This is a genomic window from Actinoplanes sp. NPDC051343, from assembly GCF_044455125.1.
Taxonomy (GTDB): domain Bacteria; phylum Actinomycetota; class Actinomycetes; order Mycobacteriales; family Micromonosporaceae; genus Actinoplanes.
The window spans coordinates 266,258-285,267 of sequence record NZ_JBITEL010000011.1 but is presented as its reverse complement, the minus strand read 5'-3'; the positions used below and the strand labels follow the sequence as shown (position 1 = coordinate 285,267).

Genomic DNA, 19,010 nt, shown 5'->3' with positions numbered 1-19,010 from the left:
TCACCGGGCGGCGCCGTTGGCCCGGATCAGCTGCTGATACCAGGCGGCACTCCTCTTGGGACGCCGTTCCTGGGTGGCGTAGTCGACGTAGTAGAGGCCGTACCGCACCCCGTAGCCCGACGCCCACTCGAAGTTGTCGAGGAACGACCAGGGGAAGAAGCCGAACAGCGGCACCCCGTTCGCGAGGGCCTCGTGGGCCGCCCGCACGTGGCCGTCGAAGAACGCGATCCGCTCGTCGTCGGCCACCTCCCCGTCCGGCCCTACGTAGTCGTGCAGCGCCAGCCCGGTCTCGGTGACCACCAACGGCAACGACGTATAGTCGCGGTGCACCCGTTCCAAAATCTCCCGCAGGCCGCGCGGGTCGACGCCGATGCCGGTCAGGGTCGGCTCGGCGGGCGGCACGCGCTCCCACCCGCGTACGGGATCGGCGGGCGAGGCACGCACCGCGTGCCGCTCGTAATAGTTGATGCCGAAGTAGTCGAGCGGAGCCGAGATGACCGCGAGGTCATCGTCCCGGACGAAGTCGAGATCTCCGTACTGCGCCACCGCGTCCAGGGGATATTCGCCCCGGAAGAGCGGATCCAGGAACATCCGGTTCTCGTGCAGGTCGAGCCGTCGCGCCGCTTCCTCGTCGGCCGGGTCGGTGGACGCGGCGCGGACCGAGGTCAGGTTGCATGTGATGCCGACCTGCCCGGTGACTCCGCCCGCCCGCAGGGCCTGCACGGCCAGCCCGTGGCCGAGCAGCAGGTGGTGCAGGGCGGTGACCGCCACCCTCTCGTCCCGCAGCCCGGGCGCGTGTGTGCCGTCCAGGTGCCCGACGAACGCCGAGCAGTACGGCTCGTTGAGCGTCAGCCAGTAGGGCACCCGGTCTGCGAGCCGCTGGTGGACCACCTGTACATAGTCGGCGAAGCGGAAGGCCGTGTCCCGGGAAGCCCACCCGCCCCGGTCCTGCAGCCCCTGCGGCAGATCCCAGTGGTAGAGGGTGACCATCGGCGTGATGCCGCGTTCGAGCAGCCCGTCGGTCAGCCGGTCGTAGAAGTCGAGCCCCTTGATGTTGACGTCCCCGTCGCCGGTCGGCAGGACCCGCGGCCACGCCACCGAGAACCGGTAGGAGTTCACCCCGAGCGACGACAGCAGGTCGAGGTCGGCCGGCCAGCGATGGTAGTGGTCGCAGGCGATGTCGCCGGTGTCGCCGCGCAGCACCGCGCCCGGGGTGTGGCTGAACGTGTCCCAGATGGACGGTCCGCGGCCGTCCTCGCTGACCGCCCCCTCGATCTGGTAGGCGGCGGTGGCCGCGCCCCACAGAAAGCCGTCCGGAAAACGCATCACTCTGAACCTCCCCGAGCCAGTCGGCGTCGCCGTGACACCGCGTCGATGACAACCGCGACCACGAGGATCACGCCGGTGGCGATGTTCTTGACCGCGGCCGGCTCGCCCAGCAGGTCGAGTCCGTTCTGCACGCTGCCGACGACGAGCGCGCCGAGGACCGCGTGGTAGACGCGCCCGCGGCCGCCGAACAGGCTGGTGCCGCCGATCACCGCGGCCGCGATCGCGTTGAGCTGCAGCGTGCCGCCGCCGAGCGCGTTCGAGGCGGAGAACTGGCGCGAGGCCTCGATGATGCCGGCCAGCGCGGCGATCGCCGAGATCAGCGCGAACACGACAATCACCGTGCGGCGCACCGGAATCCCGGCCCGCCGGGCCGCCTCCCGGTTGCCGCCGATCGCGACGACGTGCCGGCCGAACGTGGTTCCGGTCATCAGCACGCCGCCCGCCGCGACCAGGCCGAGCAGCAGCACGAACACCCACGGGATGCCGAAGTAGGAGTTGAGCACCCAGGTGATCGCGAGCACGACGACGGCGACGACGGCCACCGCGACGGCTTCCGCCGTCATCGGCGGAACGGTCAGGCCATGCCTGGTGCGCCGGTTGCGCTGCAGGAGGCGTACGCCGGCAAACCCCGCGACGACCGCGACCGCCACCACCCAGCCGAAGCCCGGCACCAGATAGCTGGACGCTATCGACCGGATCGCCGGATCCCGGATCGGGATCTGGCCGCCGTCGCCGACCAGCCACAGCTGCACGCCCTGCCAGACCAGCAGGCCGGCCAGCGTGATGATGAACGACGGGATCCCGGCTGCCGTGATGACCACGGCGTGGACGACCCCGATCACCGCGCCGAGGGCGAGCGCCGTGGCGATGGCGGCCCACGCGGGCCAGCCGTGGTTCGTGATCAGCACGGCCAGGGTCGCCGCGCTCACCCCGGCGATCGCGCCGACCGACAGGTCGATCTCGCCCAGGATCAGCACCATCACCATGCCGACCGCGAGCGTGCCGAGCACCGCGATCTGCAGCAGCAGGTTGGACAGGTTGCGTGCCGAAAGGAAGTTCCCGTTGAGGGACTGGAAGAAGATCCACACCACGACGAGGCCGATCAGCACCGTTCCGGTGCCGCTTGCGGCGGTACGCATCAGCGTCATGCTTGTTCCCCGCCCCGCTCGCGGCTACCCGTGATCGCGGCGACCACGTCGTCGGACGAGTCGGCGTCCGGCGTGAACTCGCCCGCGTTGCGGCCCAGCCGCAGCACGGTGACCCGGTCGGCGACCGCGAACACGTCGGCCATGTTGTGCGAGATGACCACCACCGCCAGGCCGCGGTCGCGCAGCCGCCGGATCAGGTCGTAGACCATCGCCGTCTGCGCCACCCCGAGGGCCGCCGTCGGCTCGTCGAGCAGCACGATCTTCGAGCCCCAGAGCGCGGCCCGGCTGACCGCGATCGCCTGCCGCTGCCCGCCGGACAGCGCCGACACCGGCTTGTCGAGCACCGGCAGGTGCGCGGCCAGGTCGGCGATGACGCCGGCCGCGTGGGCCTGCATGCCCTCCCGGTCGAGCAGCAGCGACCGCTTGCGCCGCTTCTCCCGGCCCAGATAGAGGTTGGCCGTCACGTCGAGGTTGTCGCACAGCGCCAGGTCCTGATAGACGGTCTCGATGCCGAGCGCCGACGCCTCGGTGGGTGAGCCGATCGTGACCGGCTCACCGTCGATCAGCATCTGCCCGCCGTCGATGCGGTGGGTGCCGGCGATCGCCTTGATCAGCGTCGACTTGCCGGCGCCGTTGTCGCCGACCAGGGCCACCACCTCGCCGGCGGTCGCGGTGAAGTCGACGTCGGTGAGTGCCGCGACGTGGCCGTACCGTTTGACCACGCCGCGCAGCTCGAGAGTCGGAGTCAGAGGTCGCACTTCGCGGCCGCCTCGCCCACGCAGATCTTGTCCTTGGTGGTGTACCCGTCCTTGATCACCACGTCGGCGATGTTGGCCCTGGTGACCGCCACCGGGTCGAGCAGCAGCGCCGGCACCTTGCCGGTGCCGTTGTCGACCGTCGTCGTGGTCAGCGCGGCCGCGCCCGCGGTGTCACCCTTGGCCAGCGCCACCGCGATCCTGGCGGCCGCCTGGGCCTCGGTGCGGATCGACTTGTAGACCGTCATCGACTGGTTGCCGGCCATGATCGCCTGCAGTCCCGGGTCGGTCGCGTCCTGGCCGGTGACCAGCACCTTGCCGTTGAGCTTGCGCGCGGTCAGCGCCGTGATCACCGCGTTGGCCAGGCCGTCGTTGGGCGCGATCACGCCCTGCACCTTGTCGTTCAGCTTGGTCAGGCCCTGCTCCATCTCGGCCTGCCCCTTGGCCGGGTCGAAGCTGGGCGTGTCCGCCTCGTACCCGAGCTTGAGCCGCCCGTCCGCGAACGCCGGGTCGAGAATTTTGTGCGCCCCCGCCTTGAAGTCCCGTCCCGGCGCCGACGTGATGTCGCCGTTGACCATCGCGACCGTGGCACCCTTGGGCAGCTTGTCGAGCAGGTACTGCCCCTGCAGCTCGCCCACCTTCTCGTTCTGGAACGAGACGTACGCCGCCGGCACCGCGCCCTCGACCGCCCCGTCGTACGCGACGACCTTGGCACCGGCCGCATCCGCCTTGGCCACGATCGAGGCCCCGGTCTCGGCCGTGAACGGGCTGACCACGATCACCTTGGCCCCGTTGGTGAGCGCCGATTCGGCCTGCTGGAGCTGGACGGCCGCGTCGCCCTGGGCGTTGTTGGCGATCACCTTGATCGAGGGGTCGAGTTGCTTGACGGCGTCCTCGAAGTAGGGCTTGTCCTTGCTCTCGAAGCGGTCGGCACAGGTCGAGCAGGGCATCAGGAAGGCGATCGAGAGATCCTTGGTATCGGGTTTCGTGTCGGCGGCCGGCGAGCCCTGGGTGCAGGCCGCGGCGGTGGCGAGGGCGGTTATCGCGATCGCGGCCGGGGCGAGAAGTCGTCGCAACATGGCTTTCCCTTCAGTGGTTCGGGCGTGAGGTATCGCGCCGTGGCCCGGTGGCGGGACGGCGGACGGAGAGCGGGTCGGCTAGTGGGGGGAGGAGCGGAGGCGCTCGGCGCCCGCGCCGTCCTCGATCAGCCGGCTGATCGGCAGGGTGGCGGCCCCGAGCACGGCCGCGTCGGGCCCGAGCTGTGAGCGCGCCAGCACCACCTCACCGCCCGGCTGATCCAGGGCGAACTGGCGCACGGCCGCCTGCATCGACGGCAACGACTCGGCGGCCAGGCGGTCACCGAACCAGCCGCCGACGATGATCTTCTGCGGGTTGTAGAGGTTGACCAGGTTGGAGAGCGCCAGCCCGAGGTGCCGCACCACCGCGTCGATCGCGCGCTGGGCGGCGGGGTCACCGTCGCGCCAGGCCCGGAGGATCGCCTCGACGCCCTCGGTTTCGCGGCCGAGCCAGGTCTCGTCCGGTCCGCGCCACTGGTCGAGCAGGGCCGACGCCCCGACGAAGGTCTCGACGCAGCCCGTACGCCCGCACCGGCAGTGCGGCCCGTCCAGGCTGATCTTGGTGTGGCCCCACTCGCCGGCGCTGGACGAGTAACCGCGGTAGAGCCGGCCGTCGGTGATGATGCCGGCCCCGGCGCCCTCGCCGACGAGCACCATCACGCCGTGTTCGACTCCGCGCGCGGCGCCGTACCACATTTCGGCCTGGGTGGTCGATTTGGCGCCGTTGTCGATGTAGACCGGGATCCCGAGTTCGTCGCCGAACCCGGAGAAGTCGGCCCCGTGCCAGCCGACCACCTCGGCGTGCACCAGCTGGTCCTGGACGATGCCGGGCACACCGAGGCCGAGGCCGAGCACCCGGCTGCTGCCGGTGCCGAGCTCGTCCAGCATCGAGACGACCTGGGCGTCGATCGCGGCCCGGGCCTCGGCGACCCCGATCCGGCGGCCCTTGATCGGGTAGTCCCGGGCGGCGAGCGGCCGGAACGCAAGGTCGAAGATCTTGACCCCGATCCGGGTCTCGCCGACGTCGGCGCCGACCACCAGCGCGGCGTCCTCGGCCACGCTGACGATCGCCCGGCGCCGGCCGCCGTCCGACTCGAGGAAGCCGCCCTCGCGGACGGCGCCCTCGGCCAGCAGTTCGGTCATCACGTTGGTCACGGTGGCCGCGGACAGCCCGGTGGCGGCCCCGACCTCGCTGCGCGAGGTCGGGCTGTTAAGCCAGACGTGCCGGAGGATCAGCGCGCGGTTGCGCCGCCGTACGTCCTTGACCGAGGCCTTCTTGACCACCGCTACTCCCAACGTTTGGTTCAATGATTGTTTTATAGTCGAAAAGAAGTATGCGCACAAGCATCTGAGCAGCGATTGAGTACGCGCACCCGGGTCCCGCTGGCGCGCGGCGGCAAGACTCGGGGCATGAGGAAGAGCTACCTGCTGACCCTGACGATGACCGGCCTGCTGGTCGGCGGCTGCGGCAACGACGCGATCTGCGGCGGCGGCGAATACCCGGTCCAGTCGATCAACGGCACGGGCCGCCAGTGCGTCTCCGACCAGCAGGACCCGCCGTCCGGCTTCGCGCGCTACCCGGCCGGCAAGGAACCCCAGCACGTCGACGACAAGTGGGACGTCTACTGGCGCACCCACGCGGTCGACCAGAACGGCAGGATCGTCGACGTTTCGGGCTAAGCGAAGATCAGCAGGGCCAGCGCGATCAGCGGCATCAGGCCCTGCATGAGCGCGCCCCGGGCCATCCGGCGGTCGGTGGCGATCAGCACCAGCGCGGCCCCGAGCATGCTCGCGCAGGCCAGGGCGATCAGGGCGCGCCCGGCCTGGGGGTAGCCGTCGGTGTGCAGCAGGATCAGCCCGACGATCGTGCCGACGGCCAGGAACAGGTTGTAGAAGCCCTGGTTGAGCGCCCACGGCCGGGCCGCCGCCACGTCCGCGTCGCCGACGTGGAACCGGCTGCGTACCGCCGGCCGGGTGAACAGCAGGCTCTCCATCGCGAAGATGGCGACGTGGATCAAGGCGGCGATCAGGGCGGCGGCCTGCCCGACGGGGTTCATGGCGGCCATTCTGGCCGATCTTGGTCCGGAAGGGAAAAGACCGCCGGGCGGTCCTTCGCTACTTGGCCGCCGCGGTTCCGTCGATGACCAGGCTCGGGTGATCGATCAGGAAGGCGTTGAGCTTGTCGGACGCGGTGGCCGCGAACAGCTGCCGGGTCACGTCGTTGATGCCCTCTTTCGTGCCGCCGTCGACCGACGCGTACGTGCCGCTGTTGGTCTTGATCGGGACCAGATCGGCGCTGGCCAGACCCTTGAGGCCGAACATGAAGTCGGTGATCGAGACGCCGTGGGTGTCCATCTTCAGCGACTTGCCGGCCGCGGCCAGGATCTTCGAGACCTTGGACGGGTTGGTCAGGACGCCGCTGCTGCTCGCCTTCTTGGCCATCGCCTTGAGCAACTGCTGCTGGTGCCGCTGGCGGTCGTAGTCACCGTTGCTGGAGTGCCGCAGCCGCGAGTATTCGAGGGCCTCCCACGGCTCCATGTTGCGGCAGCCCTTGTGGAACCAGAGCGCGTTCGACGGCGGGCTCTGCGGGTCGGCGCCCTTCGCGTACGAGACCTTGCCCTTGGAGTCGACCCGGTAGTGACTCGACCACATCTCCTTGTCGACGCACATGTAGACGCCGCCCATCGCCTCGAGCATGCCCTTGAAGCCGTCGAAGTCGATGACCACGACGCCGTTGAAGGAGATGCCGGTCAGCTTGTGCACGGCCGCGGTCGCCTCCTTGGCCCCGCCCTGCCAGCCGCGGCCGCCCTGCGACCCGACCTGGTACGCCGAGTTGATCTTGTCGCTCTGGCCGCGGAAACCGATCGACGGATCGGCCGGGATCTCGGCCTTCGTGTCGCGCGGGATCGAGATCATCTGCGCCGAGTCGTGCGTCGCCGCGATGTGCATGATGATGATCGTGTCGGAGCGGGAGTCGATGCCCTGCTGGGCCCATTCGGCACGGGTGTCGAGCCCGAGCAGCAGCAGGTTGATCGCGCCGTCGGGCAGCTTGCCGGCCGGGGTGCCGCCGCTGCTGTTGCTGCCGGTCGCGGAGTCGCCGAGCACGCTCGAGGTGGTCTGGATGTTGTCGGTCAGCTGGCCCAGGAAGTATTTCGCGCCGATGATGCCACTGGTCGCGACCAGCGCCAGAACCGCGCCGAGGACCGTCACGAGCTTGGCCCAGAGCGGCGATTTGTGGCGCTTCTTCGGCTTCCTGCCGTCACCGGTGGCCGGACCCGGCGGAGGCCCCGGCGTGAAACCGGGGCCGCTGGGCCGTTCGGTCACTGTTGACATGCATCGACTCCTCTAGACGCGGGCGGTTGTCGGTAAGCCTCGACGCCGAGGCCGCCCACGCCGGGCCCGATGCTGACAGAAACAGATATATCTTCGCGTTGCAATGGTCCACCCCGCGGGGCCGTGATCTTAGCGCCCAAGGTCAATCTCTGGCGACTGTCCCGATTTGCCGTTACCAAGCGCATTTGGGCGGGCATGAGACGCTGTGCTTTCCGGGGCGAAATCGGCCACAGTGGACGGCCGGGTCGCCGCGCGAGCGACGAACACCACTGCTGATCCGCGCGCCGGACCGGTGCCCTGCCGACAGAAATCGCAACAACGCTTCCTCCCACCGAAGACCGGGCAAACGTCGGCGAATCCGGGACCGGATGGAGTAAGTCCCCGGCAACGCGGCACAAACCCGGGAGTGAGCCGAGGCCGAGTTGTACGGCTGGTCCGTTGTTTCGCCGGATTCGTCACCGATTCGTGGGCACTCGACCTTCCCGGTGAGGGTGCGAGGGTCCGATGTGGACGGTTGCGGCTACGGATCCGGTGAGCCGGCGAGGTGGCGCTCGGGTGCGGGCGCGCCAACTCATCACCCGGGCCGGTCTGGTGTGATGAGGGGGTGACCGAAGCTCTCGCCGTAGGCGCCCTGGATTGGATGATCGGCCCGGCAACCCTCGACGAGGCCGACCACACGCTCTACAGCGGCCGGGCCGGGGTGGTGCTCGCGCTGCTGGAGGGTCACCGGCACTTCTCCGACGACCGGTACGGCGACGCCGCGCTGCGCAGCGCGACCGCCCTGGCCGCGGCCGTCGACGAGGTGGGTGACTGCTCGCTCTATTTCGGGCTGACCGGCATGGCGGTCGCCCTGCACGCGGCCCACCGCCTGCTCGGCGACGAGCCGTCGGGCCGGGCGGCCGGCCGCGCGCTGAGCCTGGTGCGTTCGCGGTTCGACGGGCAGCGCTGGGGGCCGATGTTCGAGTTGCTCTTCGGCAACGCCGGCATCGCGCTGGGGGCGCTGCAGACCGGCGACCTCGACCTGGCCGTGCTCGCCGCCGAGCCCTACCTCGACGCCGCCGACCCGACGCCCGGCGGCGTCAACTGGGCGGTCCGCCCGAGCCCGCCGCGGTCGCACCACATGGCGCACGGAACCCTCGGGATCGTGTACGCGCTGGCGGCCGTGGGCGCCGCCGCCGGACGCGACGACCTGACCGGGATGGCTCTGGCGGGGGCGGCCGACGTGGTGTCCCGCGACGAGGCGGGGCCGGCGGGCTTTCTCGTTCCGCACTCCGACCCGCAGCATCTGCCCGAGCTGATCGAGCGCTACAGCTACGGATGGTGCAACGGGCCCGCGGGCGATGCCCAGGCGTTCCGGCTGCTCGGGGCTCTCACCGCCGACACCGCCTGGGCGGCGCTCGGCGACCGCTGCTGGCACACCGTCACCACCTCCGGCCTGCCGCGCCGCCTGCGCCCCGGCTTCTGGGACAACAACGGCCACTGCTGCGGAACGGCCGGGGTCCTGGCGCTGGCCTGCGACCGGCACGTCGAGCAGGGCGAGTCACTCGGCTTCGCGGGCACGCTGGTCGATGACCTCGCGGCCCGCGCGACCGTCGACGGCGCCGGGGTGCGCTGGTCCAACCACGAGCACCGTGAGACGCCGAGCGCGCTGCAACCCCAGGCCGGCTGGGCGATGGGGAACGCCGGCATCGTCCGGGAACTGCTGCGGTTCGCCCGCATCACCGGCGGAGCGGATCCGGCCTACGCCGTGCCCTGGCCGGACCAGCCTCCCTCACGGTGAGACGCAGATCCGGGCCAGGTTGTCCAGGGCCATGCGGGAGCCGGTCTCGTTGTCGGCGGCCGGAATCACGTCGGGGATGCCCTCGTGCAGGATCGTGACCGTGGTGCCGGCGCCGGAGGCGGCCAGCGTCGTGGTCATCGTCATCGTGCCCTGCAGGGCGGGGTCGGCCGTCTCGAACTCGAACTGTTCGACCACGCGCTGGTCGGGGACGAAGGACAGGAACCGGCCGTGGTAGGTGTCGGTGTGCTCGGCCGACTTCCCGGCGCTGCCGGGGGTGTCGTAGGTCAGCGACACCCGGAAGCGGCCGCCCTCCCGGGCCTCGAACTGGTGTACGTGGCTGCGCATGCCGTCCGGCACGCGCCACTTCGCGATCGCGTCCGGGTCGAGCAGTGCGCGATAGACGGTCGCGGGCGGGGCGTCGATGTGCCGGGATACCGAGGTCGAATACACGCCGTCAGCCTATGACGCGGCCGAGCCGGTCGATGCGGGGGAAAATCGACGGCGGGTCGGTGCGTTCGACGATGCGGTCACCGATGTCGTGCAGTTGCTCGGCCTGACCGGGCTCGAGAGCGTCGAAGATGTAATGGCGTACGGCCGCGACGTGGCCCGGTGCGGCCTGCCGCACCACCTCGAAGCCCTCGTCGGTGAGGATCGCGTTGATGTGCCGGCCGTTCTCCGGTGACGGTTCCCGGCGCACCAGGCCGCGTTCCTCGAGGCGCTTGACGACGTTGGACAGCCGCGACTGCGAGCCGTTGACCAGGTAGGCCAGCTCGCTCATGCGGCTGGTGCGGTCCGGCGCCATCGACAGGTTGCTGATCACGAAGTACTCGAACAGGGTAAGTCCGCTGTCGCGCTGGAGCTGCGCGTCGAGCACTCCCGGCAACCGGATCATCATCCCGGTCAGGGACAGCCACGCCGCCTGCTCGGCCCGGTTCAGCCAACGAGGTTCGGTTTCCGGCACCGCGACAGCCTACTTCAAAGGTGAACGAGGTCACTTCACTGTTGATTTCAAGCTTGAAGAGACGCACGCTTGATTCAAGCTTGAAACATGACTGAGGAGACCACCATGACGCTGTTCCGACTGGATGCCAGCATCCGCGTCGAAGGCTCGGCCAGCCGCGAGATCGCCGACATCGTCGAGCAGGAATGGCTGGCCGCCCACCCGGGCGACCGGGTCGTACGCCGTCACATCGGCGTCGACGTGCTGCCGGCCGACGCCTGGGGACACGCGGTGTCCGGTTCGCAGACCCCCGAGAACGCCCGGACGCCGGAGCAGAAGGCGGCGGTCGCCCTCGCCTCGGCCCTGGTCGACGAGCTGCTGGAGGCGGACGCGATCCTGCTGGCGGTGCCGCTCTACAACTACGGCGTCTCGCAGCACATCAAGACCTACTTCGACCTGATCCTCACCGACCCGCGGGCCACCGAGGCCCGGCGCATGCTCGCCGGCAAGCCGGTCGTGCTGGCCACGGTGCGCGGCGGGGCGTACGGCGAGGGCACGCCCCGGCACGGCTGGGACCACTCCACGCCGTACCTGCGACGCGTCCTCGGCGACATCTGGGCGGCCGACCTCACCGTGGTCGAGCGCGAGTTCACCCTGGTCGGCGTCGTGCCCGACCTCGAACCCTTCGCCGACCTGGCGGCCGAGATGCACCGCGGCGCGCTCGACGCGGCCCGCGAAGCCGGTCGCGCCCTGGGAGCCCCGGCGCGCGTTTGACGTGACCGGGCGGCGGGCACCGGACCTCCATGGACGTCGGTCAGACCATCGCGGCCCGGTACCGCCTACTCGAACGGCTCGGGGCCGGCGGCATGTCGGTCGTCTGGCGGGCCACGGACGCGGTCCTCGGCCGCGAGGTGGCGGTCAAGGTCCTCACGGCCGACGTGGCCGCCGACCCCGCACTGCTCCACCAGCTCTACGCCGAGGCCCGCGCGGCGGCCGGCCTGCGGCACGCCAACGTGGTCGAGGTCTACGACTACGGCGAGGCGTCCGGCCTGCCGTACGTGGTGATGGAACTGGTCGCCGGTCGCCCGGTGAACGCCCTGCTCAGCGCCGGCCCGCTCCCGTGGCGGGTCGCGGTGCTGATCGCGGCCCAGGTCGCGGCGGCGCTGGCGGCGGCACACGCCCGCGGCGTGGTGCACCGCGACGTCAAGCCGGCCAACGTGATGGTCACGGCCAACGGCGTCAAACTGGTCGACTTCGGCATCTCGGCCGCCGTCGGCGACCGCGACAGCGATCCCGGCCTGGTGCTGGGCACCCCCGCCTACCTCGCGCCGGAGCGGCTCGCCGGCGGCCTGGTGCGGCCCGCCACCGACGTGTACGCGCTGGGGCTGCTGCTGTACATGATGGTCGCCGGGCGGCTGCCCTGGCGGGCGTCGACCACGACGGAAATGCTGCGCGCCCACTGGTATCAGGAGCCGGCGCCGCTCCCGCCCGTACCGGAAATGCCGGCGGAGGTCGCCGAGCTGTGCCGGCAATGCCTCGCCAAGGCTCCGGCGGACCGGCCGTCGGCCGAGGCCGCGGCCCACGCCCTGGCCGGCATTGCCGGTCTGCCCCTCGCATCGCCGCTGTCCGCCCTCTTCGGAGGCGGCGCGGGCGAGGACGCCGTTCCCGCACCGCCGGCCGCCCAGGAGCCGGAGCAGCGCCGCACGGTGGCCGTGCCGCCGGTCGGCCGCGCGGAGACCGCTGCGGCCCGGTCCGGTTCCACCCGTCCGGGCCCGACGCGCCCGGCATCGCAACGCCTCGACTTCCGGCGCCCGGCCGTGCGGCGCACCGCGATCGCCACCGCGACCGCCCTGCTGGTCACCGGCCCGGCCCTCGCGTGGTGGCTGTCCCGCCCCGACCCGCCCGCCCTGGCGGCCGCCGCCGGACCCCGGCCCAGCGCGACCGCCGCGCCGATCCGGTGCACGGTCCGCTACGCCGTCCAGGACGTCTCCGGCGGCCGCGCCTCGACCGCGGTCACCCTGGTCAACGACGGTTCCGCGGCGGTCGGTCGCTGGCGCCTCGCGTTCCGGCTGCCGACCGGCCAGCACCTGCTCCACGGCTCCAACGCCACCTGGCACCAGTCCGGCGCCGACGTCCGGGCCGACGGCACCGCTCTGGCCCCCGGGCATCCGCTGGAGACGACATTCGAGGCCTCGTACTCCGACGCCACCATGCTGCCCGACACCTTCACCCTCAACGGCGTGGCGTGCCGCTCCGACCTGTCGCTGCGTGGCCGCACCACCCTGCCCGCGCCGGTCACGGTTGCCACCCGGGCCGCCCCGCCCAAGCCGGTGATCGAGGACAAGCCGGGCAAGGGTCCCGGCAACGACAACAAGGGCAAGGACAAGGACAAAGGGAAGGGTGAGCCCTAGCTCGGCGTGGTGAGCCACGCCCGGTAGGCGTCCGCGTTGTGGGGGCGGCCCAGGAAGTTCGAGACGAGAGTCGCGGCCGGGGCCGAACTGCCGGGCACGAGGATCTGGTCGCGGTAGCGGTGCGCCACCCCGGGATCGTCACCGGCGAAGGCCGTGAACAGGTCCTTCGCGATCACCAGCGACCACTGGTAGGTGTAGTAGCAGGCCGAGTACCAGGCCAGATGCAGGAAACTCAGGTGCTGCCACACCTCGTCCACGTGGCGGTAGGGGAGCAGGCCCCGGTGGGCGGCCGCGGCGATGTCCGATGGCGGAGTCGACGGGCCGGTCGCCGAGTGCAGGTCGTGGCTCAGGGTGGCGAGCACCAGCTGACGGCGGGTCTCCAGACCTCGGCCGAAGGCCTCGGCGGCCCGGAGACGTTCGACGGCGGCGGCGGGCAGGGGGTCGCCGGTTTCCTGGTGTACGGCGAAAGTGGCCACCGTCCGCGGATCGGCCAACCACTGTTCGAGCAACTGGGACGGCGTCTCCACGAAGTCCCACTCGACGGTGAGGCCGTTCAGGCCCGACCAGTGGCCGCGACCGGCCAGGACGTAGTGGATGACGTGGCCGAACTCGTGCAGGAACGTGCGGACCTCGGCCGGCATCAGCAGATCGCCGGGCCCGGGGAAGTTGGCGACCAACGCGCACGACGGCAACCGCCGGCCGGCCTTGCCGGCGTCCATCGCGAAGAGGGCGGCGTGCCCGTACTTGTCGGGGCGGGGATGCAGATCGAGGTGCACCTGCGCGAGGAGCGCACCCGACCCGTCGGTCACCTCGTACGTCTCGACCGACCCATGCCACGCCGACGCCGACGACGTCTCGGTGAAATGCACGTCGAACAACGAGGTCAGCAGCGCCATGATGCCGGCCTTGACCCGGCCGAACTCGAAGTAGGGCAGCAGGTCGCGGCTGTCCGAACCGTACGACGTGGCCCGGACCTGCTCGATCAGGTACGGCACGTCCCAGGGGTCGAGTTCGGTGCGGGCGGAGAACTCGAGCAGACGCGCGTAGTCGGCGGCGGCAGCGGCCTTCGAGGCGTCGGCGGCCGAATCGATGAAGGCGGTGATGCCGGCCGACGTGCCGATCATCTTGTCGGCGGCGGCGTAGTCGGCGAACGAGTCGAAACCGAGCACCCGGGCCAGTTCGAGCCGGGTGGTCAGCAGGGCCTGCAGGATCGGGACGTTGGCCGGGCGGCCGCGCTCCTGGAACAGCCGCCACATCTTCTCGCGTACGGCCGCGGACCGGCAGAAGCGCTGGATCGGCAGGTAGTCGGGCTGGGCCGTGGTCAGGACGACCAGGCCGTCGGGTCCGGGCGGGTGGGCGGCCAGATAGGACGCCGGCATGCCGGCCAGGTCGGCGGCCGGGACGGCGGCCGAACGCTCGTCCGAGCGGATCGCGTCCTCGAAGTCCTGTTCGAGACCGTGCAGGATCAGCTGGAGCTCCCGCACGCGGGCCCGGGTCGCCGGATCCCGGTCGAGCCCGTTGCGCCGCATGTCGCGCACCACCCGATCCCGGTAGTGCCGGGCGACCGGGTCGTCCGGCGCGATCGCCGACAGGGCCTGGTAGACCGGCGGATCGAGCGACAGGGCGAGCAGGGCCTCGTGCAGCTCCTCGGCCGCCTGCCGGGCGACCGAGCGCGTCGCCGCCGACGGGTCGGTCTGCTGGATCAGCTTGGCGCGATGGGCGCCGTCGACGAGGGTCGCGCTCGCCTCGTCGTACGCGTCAAGGACCTTGGACCCGGAGACCGTGCCCGTCGTGATGGCCGTTTGAAGGGCGCGGGCCCGGGCGATCCGCCCGGGCACGTCGTCGAGAAGCCGCATCACCTCACGCTAGTGGTCGTCAGGCCCAGGGTGCGTGCACGATCCGGTCGACCCGGATCGTCAGCAGGACCCGCACCTGCGGGCGGCCGCCGTAGTTGGGGTAGGGCCCGCCGGTGTACTTGTGCGAGAGCCGGTCGATGTGCTCGGCCGCGCCCTCGGTGTCGGTGCTGATGACGGTGCCGGCCAGCGAGTAGTAGTCGGCCGGGTCGGCCCGGTCGAGGACGCTGACGGCGACGCGCGGGTCGCGGGCGACATTTTTGAGCTTCTGAAAGCCCTGCACGGTGTTCACCAGTACGTTCTTGCCGTCGGTGTCGAGCCAGACCTCGGTCAGCTGCGGGGAGCCGTCGGGGTTGGTGGTCGCGATCAGGCCGGTGCTCGGCGCCTGCAGCATGGCGACGAGCCGGTCGGGCAGGTCAGACAAAACGCATCCTCACGATCGGGGGGAACTCTCTGGATACCCCCTTACCCATAGAGTCCCCTCATGCCCCTTGAAGTCGACCGCATCCGGTCCGAATACCCCGCCCTGACCGAGGGCTTCGTGCATTTCGACGGCGCCGGCGGCACCCAGCCGGCCGAGCCGGTGATCGCGGCCATCACCCGGGCCATGCGCACCGCCGTCTCCAACCGCGGCACCAACTTCGAACCGGCCCGCCGCTCCGGCGAGATCGTCGCGGCCGCGCGCGCCGCGGTGGCCGACCTGGTCGGCGGCGACCCGCAGGGCGTGGTCTTCGGCCCGAGCGCCACCGCCCTGACCTACCTCGTGGCCCGCACGCTCAGCCAGGGCTGGGGCCCGCAGGACGAGATCGTGGTGTCCCGGCTCGACCACGACGCCAACGTGCGCCCCTGGGTGCAGGCGGCCGGGCACGCCGGTGCCCGGGTCCGCTGGGCCGACGTCGACGTCACCACGGGCGGGCTGCCGACCGGCCAATACCGTGAGCTGATCAATGCGAACACCCGGCTGGTCGCGGTCACCGCCGCGAGCAACGCCAACGGCGCCATCCCGGCGGTCCGGCAGATCGCCGATCTGGCGCACGACGAGGGCGCCTTGGTCTACGTCGACGGCGTGCACGCCACCGCGCATCTGCCCGTCGACGTGGCCGCGCTGGGCGCCGACTTCTACGTGACCAGCGCCTACAAGTGGTCGGGCCCGCACTACGCCGCGGTCGTGGCGGAGCCGCAGATCTGGGAGCCGTTGCACCCGGTCAAGCTGGTGCCGTCGCCGGCCCAGGCGCCCGACCGCTTCGAGTACGGCACGTTGAGCTTCGAGTTGCTCGCGGGCATCACGGCCGCCGTCGACTATCTGGCCGCGCTCGCCGGCCGGAACGGCTCCCGCCGGCAGAGCCTCGTCGGGAGCATGACGGCCGTCGCGGCGTACGAGAAGGAGCTGGCGGCGAAGCTGGCCGCCGGGCTCGCCGAGATCGACGGCGTGACCGTCGTCCCGGCCCCGGCCGACCGCTGCCCGACGCTCGCCTTCCGGGTGGCCGGCCAGAGCCCGGCCGAAACCGCACGAATCCTCGGCGACCAGGGCATCTGCGTCTCGAACGGCGACTACTACGCGGTCGAGTTCTTCACCGCGACCGGCCTCCGCGACTCCGGTGGCGCCGTGCGCGCCAGCATCTACCACTACAACACCGCCGACGAGGTCGACCGCCTGCTGGAGGCGCTCCAGAAAATCCGCTGACCGCGTGCCGGCGCCATGATCCCGGGTGGGTTGCCGCTACGACGATGGAGCCGGCCCGTGTCCCGCCGGTCAGGGCGAGGTGGACGCCGCGCTGGCGGACGGCCGCTGGGCGGCTTCCCGGGCCCAACCAGATCCAGGCTGCCACCGGGCCCGTTTCGCCGAGGCGCCGTCTACGACGCGGTGTCGCAATTCGCCCCGTTGGTGGCCGCGCGGTCGCCATGTGGGCCTGCCATTTTCGCGCCACCCGCGGCGAGGCGCTGCGTTCGCCGGGGAAGATGAACGAACCTCTCCGGTCACCGGGCTGAGCGTTCCCTGCTCCGGCAGCGTATGGACGGGGGCAGTGAGACCACGGTGAAAACACAGTGTGAGCAACACCCTACTTAAGTAGGTAAATGCGTTTGGGTCCGCTTTGACGGGTCCTGATATGGTCGCCCGCTGTCGACTAATCGGTTCCTCCGGCGGGCTGCGTGGGACGGGCCGCCGGACCCGAGCGGGAGGTGAAACCGGATGTTCGATCGGCTCAAGGACGTGGGCGGCAGGAGCCTCGATCGACTGAAGGAGAACGAGCGGCTGCGTGCTCTGCGCCGGCAGAGCGGCAGACGGCTGAGGGCCGTGCGTGACCAGAGCCGCGAACGGCTCGGTGCCGTGCGCGACCGGAGCCGGGAGCGGCTTCGCGCCAGCCGGGGCGGCCGGATGGCGGCGGCCCGGCTCGACCGGCTCAGGCAGACCAGGGGCGGCCGGGCGGCCGGGCGGCAGGTGGGTCGCCTCAAGGAGTACGGGGACGAGCACCCCGTTGCGAGGCGGCGCGTGCTCGTCGCCGTACCCTCGGCGGCCGGACTTGCTCTCCTGGCCGGAGCCGCCGATTTCGAGATGTCGGCATCGAAGCCGGCCGGGCCGGCGGGCGAACTGCCCGTCACGCGCGCTGTCGTGCGGCCGCGCCCGGCCCCGCCGACCGAGAAAGCCCCGGTGGTGGGCCTGCCGGTGCAGCACAAGCCGATCTTCACGCTGAGCGACTATCGGCGGATGACCGGCGCGCCGGCGTTCCCGGCCGACGCGATCGCTCTGACCATCGACGACGGGCCGCACCCGATCTGGACGCCGAAGATCCTCCGGCTCCTCGACAGGTACCACGTGCCGGCCATGTTCTGCATGATCGGCAACCAGGTGCTGGGGCACGAGGCCGTCGCCAAGTCGGTGAGCAATGCCGGGCATCAGCTGGCCAACCACACCTACAGTCACCCGACCAAGCTGGCCGGCAAGTCGCACGACGTCGTGCGCAAGGAGATCGAGCGGGCCCAGGCCAAGATCCAGAAGACCACCGGGCACGCGCCGAAGCTGTTCCGCTCGCCCGGCGGCGACTGGTCGCCGACCGTGCTGCAGGAGGTGGCCAAGGCGGGGCTGGTGCCGCTCGACTGGAGCGACGATCCGCGCGACTGGTCGCGGCCCGGCGTGCCGCACATCAAGAGCAAGCTGCTCGCGGCGCGGCCCGGCCAGATCCTGCTCTGTCACGACGGCGGCGGGGACCGGTCACAGACCTACCAGGCGCTGAACGCGGTGATCCCGGCCCTGGTCGCGAGGGGGCTCCGTTTCGTGGCGCTCTAGCGTCACCGCCGGACGGCCGGCGCCGGCGCTTCAGCGCCACCGCTGGACGCTCAGCGCGCCCGGGACGGTGCTTTCGCCGAGAACGGCCCCGGCGGCCAGCTTGGCCAGCGCCGGTGCCATCTGGATGCCGTAGCCGCCCTGGCCCGCCAGCCAGAACAGACCCTCCCGGGCCGGGTCGGGGCCGGCCACCGGGTTGCGGTCCGCGGTGAACGTACGCAGGCCGGCCCAGGCCGTGACCACGCTCCGGAGCCGTAGCGTGGTCGCCTCGTTGACCCGTTCCAGGGCCAGGGCGACGTCGATCTCGTCCGGGTGGGCGTCGCCGGGCTCGCTCGGGATCTCGTCGGCGGGGGAGAGCAGGATGTTGGCGCCCTCGGGGCGGAAGTAGAACGTTTCGCCGACGTCGGCGACGAGGGGCCAGGCCGGGTCGACGTCCGAGGCGCGGGCGACCGCGGCCGTCCGTCGCAGGGGCTTCAGGCCGATCGGCTCCGCTCCGAGGGTGGACGCCACCTGGTCGGCCCAGGCGCCGGCGGCGTTGACGACCACCTCGGCCTTGACCAGGCCTGCTTCTGTGAACAGATGCCACCGGGTGCCGTCGTGGTCCGCGGCCTCGACCCGGGCGCCGAGGACGATGCGGGCGCCCCGGCGCCTGGCGTTGCCCAGATAGTGCTGGTGAAGCCCGAGGACGTCGATCTCCTCGGCGCTCTGCTCCATCAGCGCGGCCGCGCACCATCCGGCTCGCAGTGGCGGGCACTGGGCTTCGGCCTCCGGGCCGGTCAGCGGCTGCAGGCCGGGCAGCCGGTCCGCCATTTCCGACAACTCCGAGACCTGATCGGCCGGGGCGACCCAGACCAGGGCCCGCGGTTTGAGCAGCGGACCCGCCTCGTCGAAGACGGCACGGCTCGCGGCCGTCAATTCCCGCACCTCCGGGCCGCCATAGCTTTGCAGAAACATCGCCGCCGACCGGCCGGTGGTGTGGTAGGCCGCCTGGCCCTCCTGCTCCAGCACCACCACCGACCGGCGGCCGCTCAGCTCGTACGCCACCGACACGCCGGCCATGCCGGCCCCGACCACCGCGACATCCGCCTCGATCACCACAGAG

At 71.3% G+C, this 19,010-nt stretch carries 18 protein-coding genes; 6 read left to right on the top strand and 12 right to left on the bottom strand.

All coding sequences use genetic code 11. The annotated features are described in order from the left end of the window. The 5 genes from ACIA5C_RS33470 to ACIA5C_RS33450 form a co-directional block, all read right to left on the bottom strand. Nucleotides 1–1,326: a GH1 family beta-glucosidase gene (locus ACIA5C_RS33470; protein ID WP_396062156.1), complete on the bottom strand. Its 1,326-nt coding sequence runs from the start codon at nucleotides 1,324–1,326 to the stop codon at nucleotides 1–3. After that, on the bottom strand, nucleotides 1,326–2,477 hold the full coding sequence (locus ACIA5C_RS33465) for a sugar ABC transporter permease (protein ID WP_396062154.1): 1,152 nt from the start codon (nucleotides 2,475–2,477) through the stop codon (nucleotides 1,326–1,328). Before ACIA5C_RS33465 ends, ACIA5C_RS33470 begins: the two co-directional genes overlap by 1 nt. Continuing rightward, entirely contained in the window at nucleotides 2,474–3,235 is a 762-nt protein-coding gene (locus tag ACIA5C_RS33460; protein ID WP_396062152.1) for an ATP-binding cassette domain-containing protein, read from the bottom strand. The genes ACIA5C_RS33465 and ACIA5C_RS33460 overlap by 4 nt, the downstream gene beginning before the upstream one ends. Continuing rightward, complete coding sequence (locus ACIA5C_RS33455) at nucleotides 3,223–4,311, bottom strand: sugar ABC transporter substrate-binding protein (RefSeq protein ID WP_396062150.1); 1,089 nt, start codon at nucleotides 4,309–4,311, stop codon at nucleotides 3,223–3,225. Before ACIA5C_RS33455 ends, ACIA5C_RS33460 begins: the two co-directional genes overlap by 13 nt. A 78-nt stretch (nucleotides 4,312–4,389) precedes the next feature. After that, the gene (locus tag ACIA5C_RS33450) at nucleotides 4,390–5,616 is read right to left on the bottom strand and encodes an ROK family protein (RefSeq protein WP_396062148.1); all 1,227 of its coding nucleotides are present in this window, start codon (nucleotides 5,614–5,616) and stop codon (nucleotides 4,390–4,392) included. 102 nt (nucleotides 5,617–5,718) lie between these two features. Here ACIA5C_RS33450 and ACIA5C_RS33445 point away from each other — a divergent pair, with 102 nt between their 5' ends. Continuing rightward, on the top strand, nucleotides 5,719–5,988 hold the full coding sequence (locus ACIA5C_RS33445) for an SCO0607 family lipoprotein (RefSeq protein ID WP_396062146.1): 270 nt from the start codon (nucleotides 5,719–5,721) through the stop codon (nucleotides 5,986–5,988). Here ACIA5C_RS33445 and ACIA5C_RS33440 read toward each other — a convergent pair. Together ACIA5C_RS33440 and ACIA5C_RS33435 are read right to left on the bottom strand one after the other, a co-directional pair. After that, nucleotides 5,985–6,365: a DUF1304 domain-containing protein gene (locus ACIA5C_RS33440; protein WP_396062144.1), complete on the bottom strand. Its 381-nt coding sequence runs from the start codon at nucleotides 6,363–6,365 to the stop codon at nucleotides 5,985–5,987. The two genes, ACIA5C_RS33445 and ACIA5C_RS33440, sit on opposite strands and share 4 nt — an antisense overlap. A 58-nt stretch (nucleotides 6,366–6,423) precedes the next feature. Then, nucleotides 6,424–7,641: an LCP family protein gene (locus ACIA5C_RS33435; RefSeq protein ID WP_396062142.1), complete on the bottom strand. Its 1,218-nt coding sequence runs from the start codon at nucleotides 7,639–7,641 to the stop codon at nucleotides 6,424–6,426. A gap of 604 nt (nucleotides 7,642–8,245) precedes the next feature. On the opposite strand from ACIA5C_RS33435, the gene ACIA5C_RS33430 reads away from it, so the two are divergent. Next, entirely contained in the window at nucleotides 8,246–9,421 is a 1,176-nt protein-coding gene (locus ACIA5C_RS33430) for a lanthionine synthetase LanC family protein (protein ID WP_396062140.1), read from the top strand. Here the strand turns inward: ACIA5C_RS33430 and ACIA5C_RS33425 are convergent. Then, complete coding sequence (locus ACIA5C_RS33425) at nucleotides 9,413–9,871, bottom strand: SRPBCC domain-containing protein (RefSeq protein WP_396062138.1); 459 nt, start codon at nucleotides 9,869–9,871, stop codon at nucleotides 9,413–9,415. The two genes, ACIA5C_RS33430 and ACIA5C_RS33425, sit on opposite strands and share 9 nt — an antisense overlap. A gap of 4 nt (nucleotides 9,872–9,875) precedes the next feature. Further along, complete coding sequence (locus ACIA5C_RS33420; protein WP_396062136.1) at nucleotides 9,876–10,382, bottom strand: MarR family winged helix-turn-helix transcriptional regulator; 507 nt, start codon at nucleotides 10,380–10,382, stop codon at nucleotides 9,876–9,878. 87 nt (nucleotides 10,383–10,469) lie between these two features. Here ACIA5C_RS33420 and ACIA5C_RS33415 point away from each other — a divergent pair, with 87 nt between their 5' ends. Beyond that, entirely contained in the window at nucleotides 10,470–11,135 is a 666-nt protein-coding gene (locus ACIA5C_RS33415) for an FMN-dependent NADH-azoreductase (protein WP_396062134.1), read from the top strand. A 29-nt stretch (nucleotides 11,136–11,164) separates the two neighbouring features. After that, a complete protein-coding gene (locus ACIA5C_RS33410; protein ID WP_396062132.1) occupies nucleotides 11,165–12,772 on the top strand; it encodes a protein kinase in 1,608 nt (535 codons plus the stop codon). Here ACIA5C_RS33410 and ACIA5C_RS33405 read toward each other — a convergent pair. Continuing rightward, nucleotides 12,769–14,628, bottom strand: a complete 1,860-nt coding sequence (locus tag ACIA5C_RS33405; RefSeq protein WP_396062130.1) for a M3 family metallopeptidase — start codon at nucleotides 14,626–14,628, stop codon at nucleotides 12,769–12,771. The two genes, ACIA5C_RS33410 and ACIA5C_RS33405, sit on opposite strands and share 4 nt — an antisense overlap. Nucleotides 14,629–14,647: 19 nt before the next feature. Next, a complete protein-coding gene (locus tag ACIA5C_RS33400; RefSeq protein WP_396062128.1) occupies nucleotides 14,648–15,049 on the bottom strand; it encodes a PPOX class F420-dependent oxidoreductase in 402 nt (133 codons plus the stop codon). 60 nt (nucleotides 15,050–15,109) lie between these two features. Between ACIA5C_RS33400 and ACIA5C_RS33395 the strand changes: the two genes are divergently transcribed. Next, the gene (locus ACIA5C_RS33395) at nucleotides 15,110–16,309 is read left to right on the top strand and encodes a cysteine desulfurase-like protein (protein WP_396062126.1); all 1,200 of its coding nucleotides are present in this window, start codon (nucleotides 15,110–15,112) and stop codon (nucleotides 16,307–16,309) included. A 507-nt stretch (nucleotides 16,310–16,816) separates the two neighbouring features. Then, a complete protein-coding gene (locus ACIA5C_RS33390; protein ID WP_396062124.1) occupies nucleotides 16,817–17,911 on the top strand; it encodes a polysaccharide deacetylase family protein in 1,095 nt (364 codons plus the stop codon). Between the two features lie 30 nt (nucleotides 17,912–17,941). Here the strand turns inward: ACIA5C_RS33390 and ACIA5C_RS33385 are convergent, their stop codons facing one another. Beyond that, nucleotides 17,942–19,006: an NAD(P)/FAD-dependent oxidoreductase gene (locus tag ACIA5C_RS33385; protein WP_396062122.1), complete on the bottom strand. Its 1,065-nt coding sequence runs from the start codon at nucleotides 19,004–19,006 to the stop codon at nucleotides 17,942–17,944. Nucleotides 19,007–19,010: the final 4 nt, after the last annotated feature.

Bases quoted from the DNA above. Each gene is read 5' to 3' on its own strand.
- ACIA5C_RS33445 (WP_396062146.1), top strand. From the start codon at position 5,719: ATGAGGAAGAGCTACCTGCTGACCCTGACGATGACCGGCCTGCTGGTC.
- ACIA5C_RS33455 (WP_396062150.1), bottom strand. From the start codon at position 4,311: ATGTTGCGACGACTTCTCGCCCCGGCCGCGATCGCGATAACCGCCCTC.
- ACIA5C_RS33410 (WP_396062132.1), top strand. From the start codon at position 11,165: ATGGACGTCGGTCAGACCATCGCGGCCCGGTACCGCCTACTCGAACGG.
- ACIA5C_RS33435 (WP_396062142.1), bottom strand. From the start codon at position 7,641: ATGTCAACAGTGACCGAACGGCCCAGCGGCCCCGGTTTCACGCCGGGG.
- ACIA5C_RS33415 (WP_396062134.1), top strand. From the start codon at position 10,470: ATGACTGAGGAGACCACCATGACGCTGTTCCGACTGGATGCCAGCATC.
- ACIA5C_RS33395 (WP_396062126.1), top strand. From the start codon at position 15,110: ATGCCCCTTGAAGTCGACCGCATCCGGTCCGAATACCCCGCCCTGACC.
- ACIA5C_RS33405 (WP_396062130.1), bottom strand. From the start codon at position 14,628: ATGCGGCTTCTCGACGACGTGCCCGGGCGGATCGCCCGGGCCCGCGCC.
- ACIA5C_RS33465 (WP_396062154.1), bottom strand. From the start codon at position 2,477: ATGACGCTGATGCGTACCGCCGCAAGCGGCACCGGAACGGTGCTGATC.
- ACIA5C_RS33390 (WP_396062124.1), top strand. From the start codon at position 16,817: ATGTTCGATCGGCTCAAGGACGTGGGCGGCAGGAGCCTCGATCGACTG.
- ACIA5C_RS33440 (WP_396062144.1), bottom strand. From the start codon at position 6,365: ATGAACCCCGTCGGGCAGGCCGCCGCCCTGATCGCCGCCTTGATCCAC.
- ACIA5C_RS33470 (WP_396062156.1), bottom strand. From the start codon at position 1,326: ATGCGTTTTCCGGACGGCTTTCTGTGGGGCGCGGCCACCGCCGCCTAC.